This window comes from Nonomuraea sp. NPDC049655 (assembly GCF_044465465.1).
GTDB lineage: Bacteria > Actinomycetota > Actinomycetes > Streptosporangiales > Streptosporangiaceae > Nonomuraea.
Window position 1 is genome coordinate 51,787 of sequence record NZ_JBITLS010000023.1, and the last position, 20,406, is coordinate 72,192.

At 71.4% G+C, this 20,406-nt stretch carries 15 protein-coding genes; 10 read left to right on the forward strand and 5 right to left on the reverse strand.

The window, feature by feature from the left end; genetic code table 11:
• Positions 1-141 precede the first annotated feature (141 nt).
• From ACIBQ6_RS47995 to ACIBQ6_RS48010, 4 genes are all read right to left on the reverse strand, one after another.
• Positions 142-531: a VOC family protein gene (locus ACIBQ6_RS47995; protein ID WP_352320544.1), complete on the reverse strand. Its 390-nt coding sequence runs from the start codon at positions 529-531 to the stop codon at positions 142-144.
• A 133-nt stretch (positions 532-664) separates the two neighbouring features.
• The gene (locus tag ACIBQ6_RS48000; protein ID WP_358296401.1) at positions 665-2,467 is read right to left on the reverse strand and encodes a serine protease; all 1,803 of its coding nucleotides are present in this window, start codon (positions 2,465-2,467) and stop codon (positions 665-667) included.
• 135 nt (positions 2,468-2,602) lie between these two features.
• A complete protein-coding gene (locus ACIBQ6_RS48005) occupies positions 2,603-4,069 on the reverse strand; it encodes a M81 family metallopeptidase (RefSeq protein WP_397219259.1) in 1,467 nt (488 codons plus the stop codon).
• Between the two features lie 18 nt (positions 4,070-4,087).
• Entirely contained in the window at positions 4,088-5,236 is a 1,149-nt protein-coding gene (locus tag ACIBQ6_RS48010) for an ROK family transcriptional regulator (protein WP_358296407.1), read from the reverse strand.
• Between the two features lie 220 nt (positions 5,237-5,456).
• On the opposite strand from ACIBQ6_RS48010, the gene ACIBQ6_RS48015 reads away from it, so the two are divergent.
• From ACIBQ6_RS48015 to ACIBQ6_RS48030, 4 genes are all read left to right on the forward strand, one after another.
• The gene (locus ACIBQ6_RS48015; protein ID WP_358296410.1) at positions 5,457-7,268 is read left to right on the forward strand and encodes a peptide ABC transporter substrate-binding protein; all 1,812 of its coding nucleotides are present in this window, start codon (positions 5,457-5,459) and stop codon (positions 7,266-7,268) included.
• 67 nt (positions 7,269-7,335) lie between these two features.
• Positions 7,336-8,298 (forward strand): ABC transporter permease, encoded by a 963-nt coding sequence (locus ACIBQ6_RS48020; protein ID WP_357983673.1) that lies wholly within the window; start codon positions 7,336-7,338, stop codon positions 8,296-8,298.
• Positions 8,295-9,200 (forward strand): ABC transporter permease, encoded by a 906-nt coding sequence (locus ACIBQ6_RS48025; RefSeq protein ID WP_397219260.1) that lies wholly within the window; start codon positions 8,295-8,297, stop codon positions 9,198-9,200. The genes ACIBQ6_RS48020 and ACIBQ6_RS48025 overlap by 4 nt, the downstream gene beginning before the upstream one ends.
• A gap of 12 nt (positions 9,201-9,212) precedes the next feature.
• Positions 9,213-11,204 carry an ABC transporter ATP-binding protein gene (locus ACIBQ6_RS48030; RefSeq protein WP_358296416.1) on the forward strand — a complete coding sequence of 664 codons (1,992 nt, stop codon included), beginning with the start codon at positions 9,213-9,215 and terminating at the stop codon, positions 11,202-11,204.
• Positions 11,205-11,229: 25 nt separating this feature from the next.
• Here the strand turns inward: ACIBQ6_RS48030 and ACIBQ6_RS48035 are convergent, their stop codons facing one another.
• Entirely contained in the window at positions 11,230-12,186 is a 957-nt protein-coding gene (locus tag ACIBQ6_RS48035; RefSeq protein ID WP_358296418.1) for a LysR family transcriptional regulator, read from the reverse strand.
• Between the two features lie 153 nt (positions 12,187-12,339).
• Here ACIBQ6_RS48035 and ACIBQ6_RS48040 point away from each other — a divergent pair, with 153 nt between their 5' ends.
• From ACIBQ6_RS48040 to ACIBQ6_RS48065, 6 genes are all read left to right on the forward strand, one after another.
• Positions 12,340-14,853, forward strand: a complete 2,514-nt coding sequence (locus ACIBQ6_RS48040) for a collagenase (protein WP_397219261.1) — start codon at positions 12,340-12,342, stop codon at positions 14,851-14,853.
• Positions 14,854-14,930: 77 nt separating this feature from the next.
• Positions 14,931-16,568, forward strand: a complete 1,638-nt coding sequence (locus ACIBQ6_RS48045; protein WP_397219262.1) for an ABC transporter substrate-binding protein — start codon at positions 14,931-14,933, stop codon at positions 16,566-16,568.
• Between the two features lie 34 nt (positions 16,569-16,602).
• The gene (locus ACIBQ6_RS48050; RefSeq protein WP_397219263.1) at positions 16,603-17,520 is read left to right on the forward strand and encodes an ABC transporter permease; all 918 of its coding nucleotides are present in this window, start codon (positions 16,603-16,605) and stop codon (positions 17,518-17,520) included.
• A complete protein-coding gene (locus ACIBQ6_RS48055; RefSeq protein ID WP_358296429.1) occupies positions 17,517-18,482 on the forward strand; it encodes an ABC transporter permease in 966 nt (321 codons plus the stop codon). Before ACIBQ6_RS48050 ends, ACIBQ6_RS48055 begins: the two co-directional genes overlap by 4 nt.
• On the forward strand, positions 18,479-19,453 hold the full coding sequence (locus tag ACIBQ6_RS48060) for an ABC transporter ATP-binding protein (RefSeq protein WP_358296432.1): 975 nt from the start codon (positions 18,479-18,481) through the stop codon (positions 19,451-19,453). Before ACIBQ6_RS48055 ends, ACIBQ6_RS48060 begins: the two co-directional genes overlap by 4 nt.
• Positions 19,453-20,376 (forward strand): ABC transporter ATP-binding protein, encoded by a 924-nt coding sequence (locus tag ACIBQ6_RS48065; RefSeq protein ID WP_352360871.1) that lies wholly within the window; start codon positions 19,453-19,455, stop codon positions 20,374-20,376. The genes ACIBQ6_RS48060 and ACIBQ6_RS48065 overlap by 1 nt, the downstream gene beginning before the upstream one ends.
• Positions 20,377-20,406: the final 30 nt, after the last annotated feature.

Consider the following 20,406-nt stretch of genomic DNA (forward strand, 5'->3'; position numbering starts at 1 on the left):
CATCCCGGAGATGACCGGAAAACAAAAACGCACCTGAAAGTCCAGCTAGGTCAGGTGCGCACAAAGTCTTTTATGGGTACCACAACTGCAACGGGATCAAAGCTAGCACACGATCTGCTCCGGAGGCAAGCGCGGGGCGGTTCACCGCGGGTCGCGGCGCAGCGGATGGCCGGGCGGCACCTCCACCAGGACGATGCGATGGCCGTCGGGGTCGGCGATCCACATCTCGACCAGGCCCCACGGCTCCAGCCGCGGCTCGCGCAGCACCGTGACGCCCGCCTGCCGCAGGCGCTCCTCCTCGCGCCCGACGTCGCGCACCTGCAACCAGATCGACAGCGTGCCGCCGGTCGCGGGGCCGTCGGAGCGCCCGGCGACCTCAAGGAAACCCTGGCCGAGGAAGAACACCACGCCGGGATCGTCGTCGGGGCCGAACTCGCGGTAGACCGCCAGGCCGAGGGTGTCGGCGTAGAAGCGGCGGGTCCGGGCGGGGTCGGTCGGCCGCAGGAGCACGCGGCTGCTCAGCACGTCCACGAGGTCATCGTAGGCCGCGGCGGGCGCTGCGGCCCGGATCCGGCGGGCACACGTCGTGGCCCCGGAACCCGTCATGGGGTTCCGGGGCCACGCATCCTGACGTGTCTGGCGGGACTCGGCTCACGCGGGCCCGTCAGGCGTTCGGGGGCTGGTCGCCGAGCCGGCGCTGGAGGTCGGCGATCTGCCGTTCCAGGTCCGCGACCTGCCCGGACCTGGGGTCCGCGGGCGGGCTGAACTGGCCGTAGCGGACGGACCTGGTCTGGTCGCCGCCGGGCTGCTCGTAGGAGGGCTGCTCGTAGGAGGGCTGCTGGTGAGGGGGCTGGTGGAAGTGGGCGTCCGGGGCCGAGCCGTACGGGCTCGCGGCGTGGCCGTTCGCGCCGTACCCGCCGGGGCCGTAGCCGTCGCCGCCGTGGCCGTACGGGCTCTGGGCCTGGTGCACCGGCGGCGAGAGCTGGGCCTGGGCCGCGGGCAGCTGCTGCCACGGGGGCGGCGGCACCGCGCCGTACCCGGGCTGGGGCGAGACGATGGCCGGCTGGGGCCGCCGGCGTCCGCGCAGGACCTTGACCACGACCGCGACCAGCACCAGGAGCAGCAGCACGCCGCCGGCGATCAGCACCCACATGAGGATCGGCTTGGGCGTCTCGTCCTTGCCCGCGGAGATCGCCTGCTGGGAGTCGCTGATGTACTTGGCCACGTACGGGTGGTTCGGGAACAGCGCCTGGACCTCGCGGAACTTCGGCAGCGCGTCGGAGTAGTAGTGCCGGAAGAAGTCGTTGAGCGCCTCGTTGTACCGGGTCGTCGTGACGGCCTGGGCGGGCTTGACGTTCTTCTCGCCGAGCTTCTCCTTGATGATGCCGACCGGCAGGACGAAGCTCTCGCTCTCCGACGCCTCGCCGCCCTCGCTCACCGTGCCCGCGATCAGCATGCCGACGACCTTGCCGTCCTTGCTGAACACCGGCCCGCCGGAGTTGCCGTGGTAGGACGGCGCCTGCGTCTGGATGTACGGCACGCCGGTCTGCGTGGTGCGCTTGGCGTTGTACGGGCCCTCGGTCAGGGCCGGCTCCAGCTTCGACTCCAGGCTGAAGAACGGCGTGTTGGTGACCAGGCCGGGGAAGCCGCTGATGTAGAGCGTGTCACCGGTGCGCACGTCGGCGTCGTCGCCGAGCGGCACGGTCGGCAGGTTCTGCTGGCCGTTCACCTTGAGCAGCGCGAAGTCCTTGCCCGGGTAGCTCTCGCCGACCGACACCAGCTCGGCCGGGACCGCCTTGGCCGTCTTGTCCACCCCGCCGCCGGGCAGGCTCTGCATGACCGACAGGCTCTGCTTGAGGTTGCTGAGCTGCATGTGGGTCGAGTTGAACGTGACATAGATCTGCTGGGCGAGCTTGAGGATCTCCTCGTCGTTCTTGAGGTCGCCCAGGCCGCTGATGATCTCCTTGGCGTCCTGCTTGTTGAACTTGGCCAGCGCCTGCTGGGCGAAGAGCTGGCTGAGCTCGGTCTCGCCGACCTGGACGCAGTGCGCGCCGGTGACCATGTAGCCGTCGGGGGTGACCCACCAGCCGGTGCACATGCCGCCGACCTCGGCCTCGACCGTACGCATCGGCGTGGTCGAGGACACGTAGGTGTCCACGTTGGCGGCGATCTGCTGGAAGACCCACTTGCCGATGCTGCGCTCGTCCGAGGAGATCTTGCCGGACTGGACGGCGGCGACGGCCTCCTGGACGATCTGGTTGTAGGCCGCCTCGTTGATCGTGTTGGACGGGACGGACACCGTCGCCGTGTAGGTGAAGCTGGTCAGCTGCACCGCGGGCTGCGTACGCGCCGCCAGCCAGGTGCCTACCGGGATGTCGGGCCGCTCGTCGGGGGCGCCGTCGGCGGCCGCCGGCAGCGCGGGCAGCATGACCGCCGCGACGACCGCCGCACCCGCGGCGACCCTCATCAGCCTTTTCCTGAAATATCCGCTCACAGGCGGAAATGATGAGTTAGCCCTCTTGTTCCTGGCTTGGAGCCGACTGGGAGCCCCCTCCAAGCCCTGCCGGGTCCGGTGCCTGAGGGGGCCGGCGCGTCAGGGCGTCTATGGGCCGGTGATCACGGTGAGGTCGGCCTCGAAGTCGCGGTCGAGGGGGAAGACCGGCCGGGCCAGGCGCTCGTACGGCAGGCGCTGCAGGTCCTGGTCGACCCCGCCCGGCGTGAGCGCGAGCAGCCAGTCGCCGGCCGCGTCGAACAACTCGGGCTCCAGATAGCCGATCTTGACCGTCACCAGGTCGACGTCCTCCACCTGGACGCCCAGTCGGGCGTAGGAGGCCAGCTCGCGGTACTGCATGCGCCGGGAGGTGACGAACACGCTCAGACCGCCCACCCGCAAGCTGACGCACAACCCGCCGTCGGGGTCGTCGGCGACCGCCTCCAGCACGCCCTCGATCGGCAGCGGCCCCGGCTCGCGGGCGTCGATCCGGCCGCCGACGCGCAGGCTGACCGGCGAGCCCGGCGCGAGGCCGGCGACCTGGGCCACGGCCTCGGGATCGACCAGCGAGGCGTACACCGCGCGGACCGAGCCGCCGGCGATCTCGGGACGGGCCAGCATGCGTTCGAGGGCGAAGGTGACGTCGTCGGCGCCGCCCGCGCCGGGGTTGTCGCCCGAGTCGCTGATGAAGAACGGGCGCCGGGCCGGGTCCTTGACCGCGGTCAGCGCCTGGTCGAGGCAATCGTCCATGGAACCGGTGGGCGCGACGAAGGTGAAGGCGTCGCGCGCCGCCCAGAACTGCTCGCCCAGCTCGCGGGCGGCCGCGGCGGTGGCGTCGGCGTCGGTGCCGGTGGCGACCACCGCGCCGCGGCAGCGGGGCTCGTCGGCCCAGGCGAAGCCGATCCAGATGGCCGCGTCGATGACGCCGTCCCTGGCCTCGATCTCGGGGACGCGGGCGTAGAGGCCCTTGGCCGGCTCGACGCGCGTGCTGGTCATCTCGCCGGGCAGCAGGATCGGCACGTGCACGAGCGCCTTGTGCGGACGCTGCCCGCGGCGCAGGGCCGCCACCAGGTTGCGCGCGGCGCGCTCGCGGGTCTCCCAGACGTCGACGTGCGGGGCGGTGCGGTAGCAGGTGAGCAGGTCGCAGCCGGCGAAGAACCGGTGGGAGACGTTGCCGTGCAGGTCCATGGCCGCCGAGACGAACGGCTGACCGCCGGTCACCGAGCGGACCACCGTGATCAGGTCGCCCTCGGCGTCCTCCAGCCCGACCACGCTCATCGCGCCGTGGATGTCGAGCAGGACGCCGTCCACCGGGCCCGCGGAGGCCAGCCCGGCGGCGATCTCGGCGGCCCAGGCGTCGTAGGTCTCCCTGGCCACGGCCCCGCCGGGCAGGGCGCGGGCGTGCACGAGCGGGATCCACTCGACGTCGGCCGCCCACGGCTCGGCGAGCCAGCCGTACCGCGCCAGCAGGGCGTCACCGCGGGTGACCTCGAAGTCGGCGGCGGTGCTCAGGTGCGGGGAGAAGGTGCTGGACTCGATGTGCACGCCGCCGACGGCGACGCGGAGGGGACGGGACACGGGCGGGGGACTCCTTGCCTAGGAGGGACGGACGTCGGCCGAGGCGCGCACGAGGTGCCCGAGGCCGATCAGGGCGGCGTCCGGGCCGGCGGCGCTGGCCTCGATGGACAGTGACTGGGTCATGGACGGCAGGCAGCGCTTGTAGAGCATGCTCCGGGCGGCGGCCACGTAGACGTCGAGGCTGGACAGCGCGCCGCCGATGACGACGGCGTCGGGGTTGAGGAAGTTGACCAGGCCGGACAGGGCGACCCCGAGCAGCTCGCCGGCGTGGCGCACCAGGGTGACGACGGACGGCTCGGCGTCGACGGTGGCGGCGACGACGTCGCGCGGCGTGCTGACCCGCAGGCCGCGGTCCTTGAGCTGGCGGACCAGGGCGGCGCCGCTGGCCACCGTCTCCAGGCAGCCGCGGCTGCCGCAGGAGCACTCGCGCTCGCCGCTGTCGGCCACCCGCACGTGGGTGACGTCGCCGCTGAGGCCGCGGCCGCCGCGGTAGATCTGGCCGCCGCTGACCAGGCAGCCGCCGATGCCGGTGCCGGCCTTGACGTAGATCATGTCGCCTGGGTCGCGGCCCCGGCTGACGTACTCGCCGATGGCGGCGGCCTTGGCGTCGTTGTCGACGACCGCGGGCACGCCGAAGCGCTCCCTCAGGTGGGTCTGGGCGTCGAAGCCGCTCCAGCCGGGCATCCGGGCCGGGCCGATCAGCCGGCCGTGCGGGTACTCGACCGGGCCGGGCAGCGCGACGCCGATGCCGAGCAGCGTCTGGCCGGGGGCCTTGGCGGTGCTGAGCTGCTCGTACGCCCGCCAGATGGCGTCGAAGACCTGGCCGGGCCCTTCCGCTATGTCGGTGGCGATCTCCCGTACGGCCAGCAGCCGGCCGTCGGGCGCGCACAGCCCCACGCGCGCGTGCTGGGCGCCCAGCTCGGACACCGCGAAGGCGCCCGGGACGTCGCGCAGCCGCAGGATCCGCGGCCGCCGCCCGCCGGTGGAGCGGCCGACGCCCTCCTCCAGGATGGCGCCCTCCTCCAGCAGCCGCCGGACCACGCTGGAGACCGTGGACGGAGCCACCTGGAGGGTCTCCACCAGATCGGCGCGCGACGTCGCCGCACCGCTGGCCAAGAGGCTGAGCGCCTGCTCACGCAGGTTGGCGGGACTCGATGGCTCCGGCATGCCGCTCCTCTTTCAGGCCGGTTCCCCGGCAGGCCCGTCGTCGCAACAGAGCCCCATCATGAGGCACCGGCGACTTCGACTCTAAACCGAAAGAAGTCAGCGAACAAAGCGAATTAGTTCCGTTGACTTCGTGCGGGACCATCTATACATTCTCCGCATCGAACGCACCAGGCCCCCCGGTAAGCGCAGGGCGCCGTGCGACGTCAACCGAGGAGATCCCATGGGGAGCAGATTCCACCGGCGCGGGCTCCGCGGCACCGGCGCCCTGGCGGGCGTGCTGGCCCTCGGGCTGGCGCTGACCGCGTGCAGCGGGTCCGCCGGCGGCGCGCAGAAGGGCGCCCAGAGCGGGGGCCAGAGCAAGGACGGCGTGACCGTCGCCCTCAGGACCCCGAACTGGATCCTGCCGATCTCGGCACCCGGCTTCACCCAGGGCGAGAACGTCATCTTCGGCTCCGCCCAGTACCGTCACCTGTACGAGTACCTGCTGGACGGCTCGGCGAAGTACAACATCGACCCCGGGCGCTCGATGGCCGAACCGCCCGAGGTGAGCGACGGCGGCAAGACGCTGACGATCACGCTGAAGGACAACACGTGGTCCGACGGCAAGCCCGTCACCACCCGTGACATCCAGTTCTGGTGGAATCTCGTCACCGCGAACAAGGACAAGTGGGCGTCCTACCGGGAGGGCGGCTTCCCGGACAACATCGCCGAGTTCAAGGTGAAGGACGACAAGACCTTCTCCCTGACGACCACGAAGACGTACAACACCGGGTGGTTCGTCGGCAACCAGCTCAACCGCATCGTGCCGCTGCCCCAGCACGTCTGGGACAAGGACTCGGCCACCGGCAAGGTGAGCGACCTCGACACCACCCCCGAGGGCGCCAAGAAGGTCTTCGACTTCCTCACCGCCGCGTCGAAGGACCCCAAGACGTACGCGACCAACGAGCTGTGGCAGGTCAACAGCGGCCCGTGGAAGCTGGAGAAGTACGTGCCGAACGGCGAGGTCGTCCTCACCGCCCGCGCGAACTACTCCGGCAGCGACAAGCCGAAGCTCAAGTCGGTCACGCTGCGCCCCTTCACCAGCGACGACGCCGAGTTCAACGTGCTGCGCGCCGGCCAGATCGACTACGGCTACGTGCCGCCGGCCAACCTGTCGCAGCAGAAGTACCTGGAGTCGAAGGGCTACCAGATCGCCCCCTGGTACGGCTGGTCCATCACCTACCTTCAGCTCAACTTCAACAACCCCGACTCGGGCCCCCTGTTCAAGCAGCTCTACCTGCGCCAGGCCCTGCAGTCGCTCATCGACCAGCCGACCATCAGCAAGGCCATCTGGTCCGGCATGGCGGCCCCGACCTGTGGGCCCGTCCCGGCCAAGCCCGGCACGAACGGCTCCAGCGAAGGCTGCGCCTACCCCTTCGACCCGGCCAAGGCCAAGCAGCTCCTGGAGAGCCACGGCTGGCAGGTGACCCCCGACGGGCAGACGACCTGCCAGAAGCCGGGTAGCGGCGCCGACCAGTGCGGCGAGGGCGTCAAGTCCGGCGCGAAGCTGGCCTTCACCGTCACCAGCCAGACCGGCTTCGCCGCGACGACCAAGATGTTCGCTGAGATCAAGTCGCAGATGTCCAAACTGGGCATCCAGCTCACCATCAAGGAAGTGCCGGACTCGGTCGCGGTCACCCCGGCGTGCAAGCCGTCGGACTCCAACTGCTCGTGGGACATGTCGTTCTTCGGCTCGCAGGGCAGCTGGTACTACCCGGCCTTCCCCAGCGGCGAGCGGCTGTTCGCCACCGACGCCCCGGTCAACCTGGGCAGCTACAGCGACCCCGAGGCCGACAAGCTCATCGAGGCCACCCAGTTCGCCGACGACGAGGCGACGCTCAAGGCGTACAACGACCGGCTGGCCCAGGACCTGCCGGTGTTGTGGATGCCGAACCCCGTCTACCAGATCTCGGCGTACCGCTCCGGGCTCCAGGGCGTCACGCAGGACCCGATGAACAACATGTTCTTCCAAGACTGGTCCTGGAAGAGCTGAGACCGTCCCCGACTCCGGCGGCCCGTGCGGGGGTCGCCGGGGTCCCTGGAACAAGGAGGGGCCCCGCGTGGCCCGGTATCTGATCACCCGCTTGGGCCAAGCCCTGATCATCGTCGTGCTGGTCACGATGATCACGTTCGTCATCCTGCATCTCCTGCCGGGCGGCGCGGCGCGGGCCACCCTGGGCAAGGACGCGACGCTGGCCCAGCTGGCGGCGTTCGACCACGAAATGGGCTACGACCGCCCCTGGATCCAGCAGTACGTCATGTTCATCGGCCGCCTCCTGCGCGGCGACCTCGGCTACTCCTTCCAGCTCAACCAGTCGGTGGCCGAGGCCATCGGCCAGCGGCTGCCCAAGACCATGGTGTTGTCGTTGTTCTCGACGATGCTGGCCGTCGTCGTCGCCATCCCGCTCGGCGTCGTCCAGGCGATGCGGCGCAACCGGTGGCCCGACTACACGATCACCACCCTGTCGCTGCTGGCCTACGCCACGCCGATCTTCTTCATGGGTCTCATGATGATCATTCTCTTCTCGCAGGTCTGGCCGATCCTGCCGCCGGAGGCCTCGCAGGGGTTCACCCTCGGTGAGGTGCTGGCCGATCCGGCCGGGCTCGTCCTGCCCACCGTCACGCTCGCCATCGTGACCGTCGCCGTCTACTCGCGGTACGTGCGCTCCTCGATGGTCGACAACCTCAACGAGAACTACGTGCGCACCGCCCGCAGCAAGGGCCTGTCGGAGGCGCGCGTCGTCGCCCGGCACACGCTGCGCAACGGCCTGTTCCCGGTCATCACCCTGCTCGGGATGTACCTGCCCGCGCTGTTCAGCGGCGCCCTGGTCGTCGAGGCCCTGTTCAACTACCCCGGCATGGGCCAGCTGTTCTGGCAGGCGGCGCTGAAGCGGGACTTCCCGATCCTGTTCGGCGTCACGCTGATCATCGCGATCGCGACCGTGCTCGGCGCCCTGCTCGCCGACCTGCTGTACGCCGCCGTCGATCCGCGCGTCCGGCTCAGGACGGCGGCCCGCTCATGACCGCGCCCGCCGAGGCGACCGGCACGCCGGTCCCCGCCGAAGAGGCGCCCGTACGCGGCCAGTGGCGGCAGGCGCTGACCGTCTTCGCCGAGAACCGCCTCGCCCTGCTGGGGCTGATCATCTTCATCGTGCTGGGCGGCCTGTGCTTCCTCGGCCCGCTGTTCTACCGGACCGACCAGGTGCACACCGACCTCGCCTCGGTCTACCTGGCCCCCGGCACCCCGGGCCACCCGCTGGGCACCGACGGCGTCGGCTACGACCAGCTCGGCCGCCTGCTGCTCGGCGGGCAGACGTCCATCGTCGTCGGGCTGGCCGCCGGCGTGCTGGCCACGGTCGTGGGCACGATCTGGGGCGCCATCGCCGGCTTCACCAGCGGCTGGGTGGACGCGGCCATGATGCGGGTGGTCGACGCGATGATGTCGATCCCCTCGCTGTTCCTGTTCATGCTGATGGCGACCATCGTCACGCCGACCGTGCCGATGCTCATCCTCATCATCGGCGCCTTCGCCTGGCTGGGTCCGGCCCGGCTGGTCCGCGGCGAGGCGCTGACCCTGCGCTCGCGCGAGTACGTCCAGGCCATGCGGTCGATGGGCGGCACCGGCGGCCGGGCCGTACGGCGGCACATCATCCCCAACGCCATCGGCACCGTGATCGTCAACGCCACCTTCCAGGTCGCCGACGCCATCCTGTACGTCGCCTACCTGTCCTTCCTCGGCCTCGGCGTGCCGCCACCCGCGGCGAACTGGGGCGGGATGCTCTCCGACGGCCTCGCCAACACCTACAGCGGCTACTGGTGGCTGCTGTACCCGCCCGGGATCGCCATCATCCTCATCGTCCTCGCCTTCAACTTCATCGGCGACGGGCTGAGGGACGTCTTCGAGGTCCGCCTCCGGCGGCGCTAGGAGGAACGGAACATGAGCCCTTTGCTGCGCCTGCGCGACGTCAGCACCGACATCCCGCTGCGTCAGGGCGTCGTGCACGCCCTCGACCACGTCAACCTGGAGGTGCGGCAGGGCGAGACGCTCGGCATCGTCGGCGAGTCGGGCAGCGGCAAGACCATGACCGCCCTGTCGATCATGGGCCTGCTGCCGTCCGGCGGCCGCGTCGTCGGCGGCGAGATCCTGTTCGAGGGCCGCGACCTGCTGTCCCTGCCGCCCGCCGAGATGCGCAGGATCCGCGGCGTCGAGATGGGCATGGTGTTCCAGGACCCGCTCACCTCGCTCAACCCCACCATGCGCATCGGCGCGCAGGTCGCCGAGCCGCTCCGGGTCCACCAGGGCGTCGGCAAGGCCGAGGCGCGCGAGCGGGCCGTGGAGATCCTGCGCCGGGTCGGCATGCCGCGTCCCGACAAGATCGCCGACGCCTACCCCCACCAGCTCTCCGGCGGCATGCGCCAGCGCGTGGTCATCGCCATGGCCCTGGTCTGCTCGCCCCGGCTGCTCATCGCCGACGAGCCGACCACCGCCCTCGACGTCACCACCCAGCGCCAGATCCTGGAACTCATCGACGACCTGCGCGAGGAGTTCCAGATGGCGGTCATCCTGGTCACCCACGACCTGGGCGTGATCGCCAGCCGCGCCGACCGGGTCGCCGTCATGTACGCCGGCCGCGTGGTGGAGGCCGCGACCACCGCCGAGCTGTTCCGGCAGCCGCGCCACCGCTACACCGAGGCCCTCATGGAGTCGCTGCCCGGCGCGGCCGAGCACGACGACGGCGCGCTCTACAGCATCCCCGGCCTGCCGCCGGACCTGTCCCGGCCGATGACCGGCTGCCGGTTCGCCCCCCGCTGCCGCTTCGCGACCGAGGAGTGCCGCACCACCGACGTGACCCTGTCCGGCGGCGAGCACCAGCACGCCTGCCTGCACCCGGTGCTCCAGCCGCGGGCGCGCGCCGAGGCCGCCGGGCCGCGGCCCGACCGGGCCGGGCCGCAGGCCGGGGCCGCGCCGATCCTGTCCGTCCGCGACCTGGTCAAGAACTACGACGGCACGGGCTCGCTGGGCCGCAAGGCGCCGCAGGTCAGCGCCGTCGCGGGGGTCGGCTTCGACGTGCGCCCCGGCGAGACGTTCGGGCTCGTGGGCGAGTCGGGCTGCGGCAAGTCGACCGTGGGCCGGCTGATCGTCGGCCTGGAGGAGCCCACCTCCGGCCAGATCGTGGTGGACGGCGCCGACATCGCCACGCTCGACCGGCGCGCCCGCCGCGCCATGCACCGGCGGGTCCAGCTCATGTTCCAGGACAGCTACGCGGCGATGAACCCGCGCATGCGCATCGACTCCATCCTGGCCGAGCCCCTGGAGATCCAGCAGGCCGGCGACCGGGCCGGCCGCCGCTCCCGCATCGGCACCCTGCTGGACCAGGTGGGCCTGCCGCGACGGGTGCTCGACCGCTACCCGCACGAGTTCTCCGGCGGTCAGCTCCAGCGCATCGGGCTGGCCAGGTCGCTGGCCCTGGAGCCGCGGCTGATCGTGTGCGACGAGCCGGTGAGCGCGCTCGACGTGTCCATCCAGGCCCAGGTGCTCAACCTCATGCGCGACCTGCAGCGCGAGCTGGGCCTGTCGTACGTGTTCATCAGCCACGACCTGTCCGTCGTGGACTACATGTCGGACCGGATCGGCGTCATGTACCTGGGCAAGCTCGTCGAGGTCGGGCCGGCCCGCGACGTCGTCAGGGCGGCCCGGCACCCGTACACGCAGGCGCTGATCGAGGCCGTGCCCTCGGCCGAGCCGGGCGTGGCGCCGCGCACGAGCGTCGCCATCAAGGGCGAGCTGCCCAGCGCGCAGAACCCGCCCTCGGGATGCCGGTTCAGGACGCGCTGCCCGCTCGCCCAGGAGATCTGCGAGACCGAGCCGCCGCTGGCGGGCGGCGAGCACCAGGTGGCCTGCCACTTCCCGCTGCGCACGGCGGAGTGAGGCCCAAGCGCGCCGATCGGGGCCGTCAGCGGAGGGGATGGGCGCCCGGGTGCTCGTCCCACCACCGGCGGAAGAGGGGGTTGTCGTCGATGTGGTCCTCGAAGGCGGCGGCGAGCCCGCGGTAGATGGCCGCCGCCGCGTCCGCGCCGATCAGGTCCCTGCGCCAGGCCATGACCAGGTGCCCGACCTGCGGCTCGCCTGCCAGCGGCCGTACGGCGGTGCCCTCGGGCACCGGCCAGGTCGGGTCCACCAGACGCACGCCCAGCCCGGCGGCGACCAGCGGGCGGCCGGCGCCGCTGGGGGCGTCGTAGCGCACGTCCGGCTCGAAGCCGGCGGCCCGGCAGGAGGCGCGCAGGGCGGCGAGCGAGCCGTCGTCGGCGCCGGGCGGGCTGATCCAGCGCTCGTTCCTGAGATCGGACAGGTGCACCTCGGGCTGCTCGGCCAGCGGATGCCCGGCGGCCATGGCCACGAAGATGGGATACCTGGGCACCAGCGTGCGGGTGACGACCGGCGGCGTGAGGGGGACGTCGAACCCCTCGATCATGCCCATGAGCGCGGCGTCGAGCTGGCCGTGGGTGAGCGCGTCGGCGAGCTGCACGCTGGACGGCTCGATGCGCAGGGAGATCGACCGGCCGGGTAACGCCTCGCCGACCCGGTCCACCACGCTGGCCACGCACGCCAGGTGGCTGCACCCGAGCCGCAGCCCGGTGACGGCCGGGTTCGCGTCGTGCAGGTCGCCGAAGAGCGAGTCGATCTCCGACAGGACGATCCGGGCGCGGGCGATGACCTGACGTCCGAGCTGGGTGGGTTCGACGCCGTTCCGACTGCGGGTGAACAGCTCACCGCCCACCATCTCCTCGATCCTGCGGAGCTGGGTGGTGATCGCCGGTTGGGACAGCCCGAGGCGTGCGGCCGCTTTGGTCACGCTGCCGGCCTCGGCGATCGTACAGACCATTCGGAGATGCCGGAGATCCAGGTCCATAGCTCAGGATTATGTGACATGTGATGGCTCTTGGCGACGCCTTCGGAACGCCCATAGGCAACACTTATGCGGCGTCGTATGACCACTCCCTCCGGACGGACCGCACACTCGTACCCGACCTCGCATCCATGCGGATACCCCCCGGAGGTTCTTGTGCGCAAGGTCCTGCACGGCTGGCGGATGATCGTCCCCCTGGCCGCATTAGCCCTACTCCCGCCGTTCGCCGCGACACCGGCGAGCGCGGCGGCCGAACCGCCCCCGGCCGCCCGCCTCGCGGTCCCCGCCGACGACGCCCCGCACGTCGCCAAGTCCCGGCTCGACACCCGTGACCGGGCGCCCCAGCCCGCGGCCAAGGACGCCCTCCGCCGCGACTACGACGAACCCGCCACCCGGCCGGAGCACGCCAGACCGTCGGCGCGCAAGAGCGTCGCCGCGGCCGCCGCCTGCAACGTCTCCGACTTCACCAGCCGCACCGGCAGCGCCCTGGTCCAGCAGATCAAGGCCAGCGCCACCGACTGCGTCAACACCCTGTTCAACCTGACCGGCACGGACGCCTACAACGCCTTCCGCGAGGCGCAGATGACGACCGTCGCCTACGCCCTGCGCGACAACTCGGCGAACTACCCGGGCGACAACACCACCGGCACCGCCCAGCTCGTCCTCTACCTGCGGGCCGGCTACTACGTCCACTGGTACAACTCCGGCGACGTCGGCTCGTACGGCCAGGCACTCACCACCGCGATCCGGTCCGGCCTGGACGCCTTCTTCGGCAGCTCCCGGTCCTCGACCGTCAGCGACGCCAACGGCGAGGTGCTGGCCGAGGCCGTCACCCTGATCGACAGCGCCGAGCAGAACGACCGCTACCTGTACGTGGTCAAGCGCCTGCTCGACGGCTACAACAGCTCCTACGACGCGTCGTGGTGGATGCTCAACGCGGTCAACAACGTCTACACCGTGCTGTTCCGCGGCCACCAGGTGCCCGCGTTCGTCAGCGCCGTGCAGGCGGACCGCAGCGTCCTGGACTCCCTGAACGCCTTCGCCGCGAACCACCTCAGCATGCTCGGCACCGACCGCTCCTACCTCGTCTCCAACGCCGGGCGCGAGCTGGGCCGCTTCCTGCAGCACACGACGTTGCAGGCCGTCGTCCGGCCGCTGGCCAAGAACCTGCTCGGCCGCAGCGCCATGACCGGCGCCACCGCGCCGCTGTGGGTGGGCGTGGCCGAGATGACCGACTCCTACGACAAGGCCAACTGCTCCTACTACGGCACCTGCGACCTGGCCGCCCGCCTGACGGCCGCCGTGCTGCCGATCACCCACACCTGCAGCGCCAGCATCAGGATCCGGGCCCAGGAGGTCACCTCAAGCCAGCTCGCCGCCACCTGCGCCAGCCTGGCCAACCAGGACGCCTTCTTCCACAACCTGGTCAAGGACAACGGCCCGGTCGCGAGCGACAACAACACCACGCTGGAAGTGGTGGTCTTCGACTCCAGCACCGACTACCAGACCTACGCCGGCGCGATGTTCGGCATCGACACCAACAACGGCGGCATGTACCTGGAGGGCGACCCCGCCGCCGCGGGCAACCAGCCCAGGTTCATCGCCTACGAGGCCGAGTGGCTGCGCCCCGACTTCCAGATCTGGAACCTCAACCACGAGTACACCCACTACCTCGACGGCCGGTTCGACATGTACGGCGACTTCAACGCCGGGGTGAGCACGCCGACCATCTGGTGGATCGAGGGCTTCGCCGAGTACGTCTCCTACTCCTACCGCAAGGTCGTCTACGACGCGGCGATCACCGAGGCGGGCAAGCGCACGTACGCGCTGAGCACGCTGTGGAACACCACCTACGACCATGACACCACCCGCATCTACCGGTGGGGGTACCTGGCCGTCCGCTACATGTTCGACAAGCACCCGGCCGACGTCGCGACGCTGCTCGGCTCGTACCGGACCGGCGCGTGGAGCACCGCCAGGTCGTTCCTGACCGGCACGCTCGGCAGCCGCTACGACTCCGACTGGTACACCTGGCTCGCCGCCTGCGCGGCCGGGGCGTGCTCCGGTGGCGGCACCGGCAACCAGGCGCCCACCGCGAACTTCACCTCCACGGCCAGCGGGCTGACGGCCGCCTTCACCGACACCTCCACCGACTCCGACGGCACCATCGCCGCCCGCCGCTGGGACTTCGGCGACGGCGCCACCTCCACCGCGGCCAACCCGTCGCACGCCTACGCGGCGCAGGGCACGTACACCGTCACGCTGACCGTCACCGACGACGGCGGCGCCACCGCGACGACGTCGAAGCAGGTCACGGTGACGACCGGCGGCGGCTCGACGCCGGAGTGCACCGCCTCCGACACCCGCAAGCTCGACAAGAACTGCAAGCGCAGCAACCTGTCGGCCACCCAGGGCAACTACGCCTACCTCTACATCTACCTGCCCGCCGGGACGGCCCGGCTGACCATCACCGCCTCCGGCGGCACCGGGAACGCCGACCTCTACTACAACGCCGCCACCTGGGCCACCACCTCGGCCTACACCCAGCGCTCCACCGCGTCGGGCAACGCCGAGACCCTGGTGATCAACAACCCGCCCGCCGGCTACAACTACATCAGCCTCCACGCCGCGCAGACCTTCTCGGGCGCGAGCGTCAAGACCGAGTACTAGACCGCCCGGGCGCCGGGGCCGGCGAACCCTCTCCCGCCGGTCCCGGCCCGGGCCCTCTCACCTCACTGGAGTGATCCGTGACTCTCCGTAACGTGCTGACCGCGGGGCTCCTGCTCGGCGTGGCGGCCTGCGGCGGCGGCAAGGCCGCCACCCCGGCGACGGCGGCCGGGGGCGGGACCCTGACGATCCTGTCCAACCAGGACTTCTCCCACCTGGACCCGGCCCGCAACTGGACGATGCCCCAGATGGACTTCGGCATCCGGCTGCTCTACCGCACCCTCACCACCTTCAAGGCGGGCAGCCACGAGATCGTCCCGGATCTGGCCACCGACCTGGGCACCGCCTCCGAGGGCGGCAAGGTGTGGACCTTCACCCTCAAGGACGGCGTCAACTACGAGGACGGCACCCCCGTCACCGCGAAGGACATCAAGTACAACGTGGAGCGTTCCTTCGCCCCCGAACTGCCCGGCGGCCCCAACTACGCCCAGCTCTACCTGGCCGGCGCCGACGGCTACAAGGGCCCGCTGAAGGGCAAACACCTGGACTCGATCGAGACCCCGGACGACCGGACCATCGTCTTCCGGCTCAAGCGGCCGGTCGCCGAGTTCTCCTCCACGGTGACGCTGCCGACGTTCGCGCCGGTGCCGGCCGCGAAGGAGACCGGCGCGCAGTACGACAACCGGCCCTTCTCCTCCGGGCCGTACAAGATCGAGCGCTACGACCGGGGCAAGGAGATGGTCCTGGTGCGCAACCCGCACTGGTCGGCGGCCACCGACCCGGTGCGCAAGGCCGCGCCCGACCGCATCGTGGTCAAGCAAGGACTGCGGCAGGGCGTGATCGACGACCGGCTCATCGAGAGCAGGGGCGAGGACGCCACCTCCATCGCCTACACCGACGTCAGCGCCGCCAGCCTGGCCAAGATCCTGCCCCGGCCGGACGTGAAGTCCCGGCTGGTCAACGCCATGTCGGGATGCACCGACATGATCGGCTTCAACACCTCCAAGCCGCCCTTCGACGACCCGAAGGCCCGGCAGGCGGTGCACTTCGCCCTGGACAAGCAGGCGCTCCAGACCGCCGCCGGCGGCCCGGCCATGACCTCGATCGCCACCTCCTACCTGCCGCCGGCCCTGTCGGGGGGCACGCCGCAGGACGTGTTCCACCTCCCGCCGACCGGGGACGTCGAGAAGGCCAAGGCCCTGCTGGGCGGCAGGACGCTGAACGTGCGGATGACGATCTCGACCGGCGACAAGGCGCTCGGCGAGGCCGTGCAGGCGTCGCTGAAGCGGGCGGGCGTCGAGGTCGTGCTCACGCCGGTCGATCCCTCGGTCTACTACGACACCGTCGGCGACACCGCCAAGACGCCCGACCTGTTCACCTACGGCTGGTGCCCCGACTACCCGTCCGGGGCGACGTTCCTGCCGCTGCTGTTCGACGGGCGCACGATCGTCGAGAAGGGCAACTCCGGCAACGTCTGGCAGTTCCGCGACGAGGCGGTGCAGAAGCGCATCGACGAGATCCAGGCCATGAGCGATCCGAAGGCCGCCGAAGCCGCCTGGGTCGACCTCGACCGGCAGGTCATGCAGTCCTCGCCGGCGGTGCCGTACGCGTGGGACCGCAAGCCGATCCTGGTCGGCAAGGACGTCTCCGGCGCGGTGGGCCATCCCGTCTGGTCCGGGCAGCTCGACTTCGCCGTCCTGGGGGTGAGGCAGAAGTGAGGAACGGCTACCCCGGATACCGGCGGAGCCGGACATGACGGCGACGGTCGTCACGGCGGGCCCGCCCGCCCGGCTGGTCAGGAAGCGCCTGCTGGGCGGCGCCGCCGCCCGGTTCGCGCTGGCCGTGGTGACGGTCCTGGTGCTGGTCGCGCTCGCCGCGCCGCTGCTCACCAAGCTGAACGGCTGGCCGCCGGACGCCTTCGACCCCTCCGCGATCGACCAGGAGCTGGCGGGCGTGCCCAAGGGGGCGCTGGGCGGCGTCAGCGGCGAGCACTGGCTCGGCGTCGAGCCCGTCAACGGCCGCGACGTGTTCAGCCGCGTCGTCTACGGCGCCCGCGTCTCGCTGATGGTCTCCACCCTGGCCACGCTGGTGTCGGTGCTGCTCGGCACCGTGCTCGGGCTGCTGGCCGGCTACCTCGGCGGCTGGGCGGACGCGGTGATCAGCCGGACCATGGACCTGCTGATGTCGTTCCCGAGCCTGATCTTCATGATCGCCCTCATCTCGGTCATGCCGGACGGCGACCGGATGGTCCTGCTGGTGTGTGTGATGGGCGGGTTCGGCTGGCCGTACATCGGGCGGATCGTCCGGGGGCAGGCGATCTCCGTCAAGCACCGCGAGTACGTGGACGCCGCCCGGGTCGGCGGCGCGCTGAACGGCGTCATCGTCTTCCGCGAGATCATGCCCAACATCACCGCGCCGATCCTCGTGTACGCCACGCTCGCGGTGCCCGCCAACATCGGCACCGAGGCGGCGCTGTCGTTCCTCGGCGTCGGCGTGCGCCCGCCGACCGCCTCTTGGGGGCAGATGATCCAGGAGGCGATGCTCTGGTACGAGGTCGACCCGATGTACCTGCTCGTCCCCGGCACCTGCCTGTTCCTGACCGTGCTCGCCTTCACCCTCCTCGGTGACGCCCTGCGCGACGCCATCGACCCCAAGGGGGCGGCTCAATGACGTCGTACCTGGCCAGACGGGCCCTCGCGGTCGCCGGCGTGCTGCTGGTGATCTGCGCGGTGACCTTCGTGATCTTCTACGTGCTGCCGTCCGACCCGGCGGTCCAGGCGTGCGGCAAGACCTGCACGCCCGAGCGGGTCGCCGAGGTGCGCGCGCAGATGGGGCTGGACCGGCCGCTGTGGGAGCAGTTCGGCGGCTACGTCGCGGGCATCGTCGCCGGGCGCCCCGGCTGCCACGTGCCCTGCCTCGGCTTCTCCTACCAGAACGCGCTGCCGGTCTGGGACCTGCTGATCGACCGGCTCGGCGCCAGCGCGTCCCTGGCGGTCGGCGCGGCCCTGCTGTGGCTGGCCGTGGGCGTCACGGTCGGGGTGGTCTCGGCGCTGCGCCGGGGGAGCGCCCTGGACCGGACGCTGATGATCGCCACGCTGACCAGCGCGTCCCTGCCGGTCTACTTCGTGGCGATGGTGCTGCTCCTGCTGGCGGTACGGGTGACCGGGCTGCTGCCGTACCCGGCGTACGTGCCGCTCACCGACGACCCCGCCGCCTGGGCCGGCAACCTGATCCTGCCCTGGGTCACGCTGGCCGCGCTCTACGCCGCCATGTACGCCCGGCTCACCCGGGCGCAGATGATCGAGACGATGGCCGAGCCGTACATCAGGACGGCCCGCGCCAAGGGCCTGCACGAGCGGACGGTCGTCGCCAAGCACGGCATGCGCGCGGCCATGACGCCGGTCGTCACCGTCTTCGGCATGGACCTGGGCGGCCTGCTGGCCGGCGCGATGATCACCGAGACCGTGTACGGCCTGCCCGGCGTCGGCCGGCTCGCCTACGACGGCATCGTCAAGTCCGACCAGCCCGTGATCCTCGGCACGACGCTGCTCGCGGCCTTCTTCATCGTGCTGGCCAACTTGCTGGTGGACCTGGTCTACGCGGTCATCGACCCCAGGGTGAGGTACTCGTGATCCTTTCCGTGCGCGACCTGTCGGTGAGCTTCGGCGACGTCCGGATCGTGGACGGCGTGTCGTTCGGCGTCGAGCGGGGGCGGACCCTGGGGGTCGTCGGCGAGTCCGGGTCCGGCAAGTCCGTGACCGCGCTGTCGCTGCTGGGGCTGCACCGCCGGGCGACCGTCGCCGGGTCGATCGAGCTCGACGGGGAGGAGCTCGTCGGGGCCCCGGCCGAACGGCTGCGCCGGCTGCGCGGCAGCGCGGTGTCGATGATCTTCCAGGATCCGCTGTCGTCGCTGCATCCCTTCTTCACCGTGGGGGAGCAGATCGCCGAGGCGTACCGGCTGCACCGCGGGGCCGGTCGGCGGGCGGCCCGCGAGCGGGCGGTCGAGATGCTGGCCGAGGTGGGCATCCCGGAGCCGCGGCGGCGCGCCGGGGAGCATCCGCACCGCTTCTCGGGCGGCATGCGGCAGCGGGCGATGATCGCGATGGCGCTGGCCTGCGAGCCGGGCGTGCTGATCGCCGACGAGCCGACGACGGCGCTCGACGTGACCGTCCAGGCGCAGATCCTCGACCTGATCGCGCGCATCCAGCGGGAGCGGGGGCTCGCGGTCGTCCTGATCACCCACGACCTGGGCGTGGTGGCGCGCATGGCCGACGACGTCCTGGTCATGTACGGCGGCCGGACCGTGGAGCACGCCCCCGCCAGGGAGATCTTCAAACGGCCGCTGCACCCGTACACGCGGGCCCTGCTGGACTCGGTGCCGGGCGCCGCGCTGCCGGACGCGCTGACCGGCACGGCGGCGGCCCCCGGCCGGGCGCGGCTGAGGGCGATCGCGGGGGCGCCGCCCTCGCTGCTCGCGCCGCCGCCGGGCTGCCGGTTCCACCCGCGCTGCCCGGCCGCCCTGGACGTCTGCGCGACCACGCGGCCGCCGCTCACCGGCGACCCCCACCGGGTCGCGTGCCACCTGGAAGGAGCCGACCACTGATGCTCTCCGTGCGCGACCTGCGGATGACCTTCTCCGGACGCCGCGGGCAACGGGTCCGGGCGGTGGACGGCGTGAGCTTCGACGTGCCGGAAGGCCAGGCGCTCGGCCTGGTCGGGGAGTCGGGCTGCGGCAAGTCCACCACCGGGCGCATGATCGTGCGGCTGCTGGAGCCCACCGGCGGGACCGTCACCTTCGACGGCCACGACATCACCCATCTGGGCCCCCGGGCCCTGCTGCCGATGCGCGGCCGGCTCCAGATGATCTTCCAGGACCCGTACGCGTCGCTCAACCCGCGTCACACCGTCCGGCAGATCGTCGCCGGGCCGCGCCGGACGGTCGACCGGGACGGCGTCGTCGAGCTGCTCCGGCTCGTCGGCCTGGACGCCGAGCACGCCGACCGCTACCCCCACGAGTTCTCCGGCGGCCAGGCGCAGCGGATCGGCATCGCCCGCGCGCTCGCCTCCCGGCCCCGTCTGGTGGTCTGCGACGAGCCGGTCTCGGCGCTGGACGTGTCCATCCAGGCCCAGATCGTCAACCTGCTCGCCGACCTGCGGGCCGACCTCGGGCTCGGCTATCTGTTCATCGCGCACGACCTGTCGGTGGTGCGGCACATGTGCGAGACGGTCGCCGTCATGTACCTGGGCCGGATCGTGGAGACCGGCTCGTCGGACACCGTCTACTCCGATCCCGCCCACCCCTACACGCGCACGCTCCTGTCGGCCGTGCCGGTGCCCGATCCGGAGGTGGAGGCCACGCGGGAGCGCATCGTCCTGCACGGCGACCCGCCCAGCCCGCTCGCGCCGCCGCCCGGCTGCACCTTCCATCCCCGCTGCCCGAAGGCGCAGCCGTTGTGCCGGACCGAGCCGCCCGCGCTCACGACGGTCAGGGGACGGCAGGTGAGCTGCCACTTCCCGGAGGAGTGAGCGGGCTCGCGTAGAGATCCCGGAAGGCGG

Coding starts and splice junctions, on each gene's coding strand:
- ACIBQ6_RS48050 (WP_397219263.1), top strand. CDS start 16,603: ATGACGGCGACGGTCGTCACGGCGGGCCCGCCCGCCCGGCTGGTCAGG.
- ACIBQ6_RS48035 (WP_358296418.1), bottom strand. CDS start 12,186: ATGGACCTGGATCTCCGGCATCTCCGAATGGTCTGTACGATCGCCGAG.
- ACIBQ6_RS48025 (WP_397219260.1), top strand. CDS start 8,295: ATGACCGCGCCCGCCGAGGCGACCGGCACGCCGGTCCCCGCCGAAGAG.
- ACIBQ6_RS48010 (WP_358296407.1), bottom strand. CDS start 5,236: ATGCCGGAGCCATCGAGTCCCGCCAACCTGCGTGAGCAGGCGCTCAGC.
- ACIBQ6_RS48065 (WP_352360871.1), top strand. CDS start 19,453: ATGCTCTCCGTGCGCGACCTGCGGATGACCTTCTCCGGACGCCGCGGG.
- ACIBQ6_RS48055 (WP_358296429.1), top strand. CDS start 17,517: ATGACGTCGTACCTGGCCAGACGGGCCCTCGCGGTCGCCGGCGTGCTG.
- ACIBQ6_RS48030 (WP_358296416.1), top strand. CDS start 9,213: ATGAGCCCTTTGCTGCGCCTGCGCGACGTCAGCACCGACATCCCGCTG.
- ACIBQ6_RS48015 (WP_358296410.1), top strand. CDS start 5,457: ATGGGGAGCAGATTCCACCGGCGCGGGCTCCGCGGCACCGGCGCCCTG.
- ACIBQ6_RS48000 (WP_358296401.1), bottom strand. CDS start 2,467: ATGAGGGTCGCCGCGGGTGCGGCGGTCGTCGCGGCGGTCATGCTGCCC.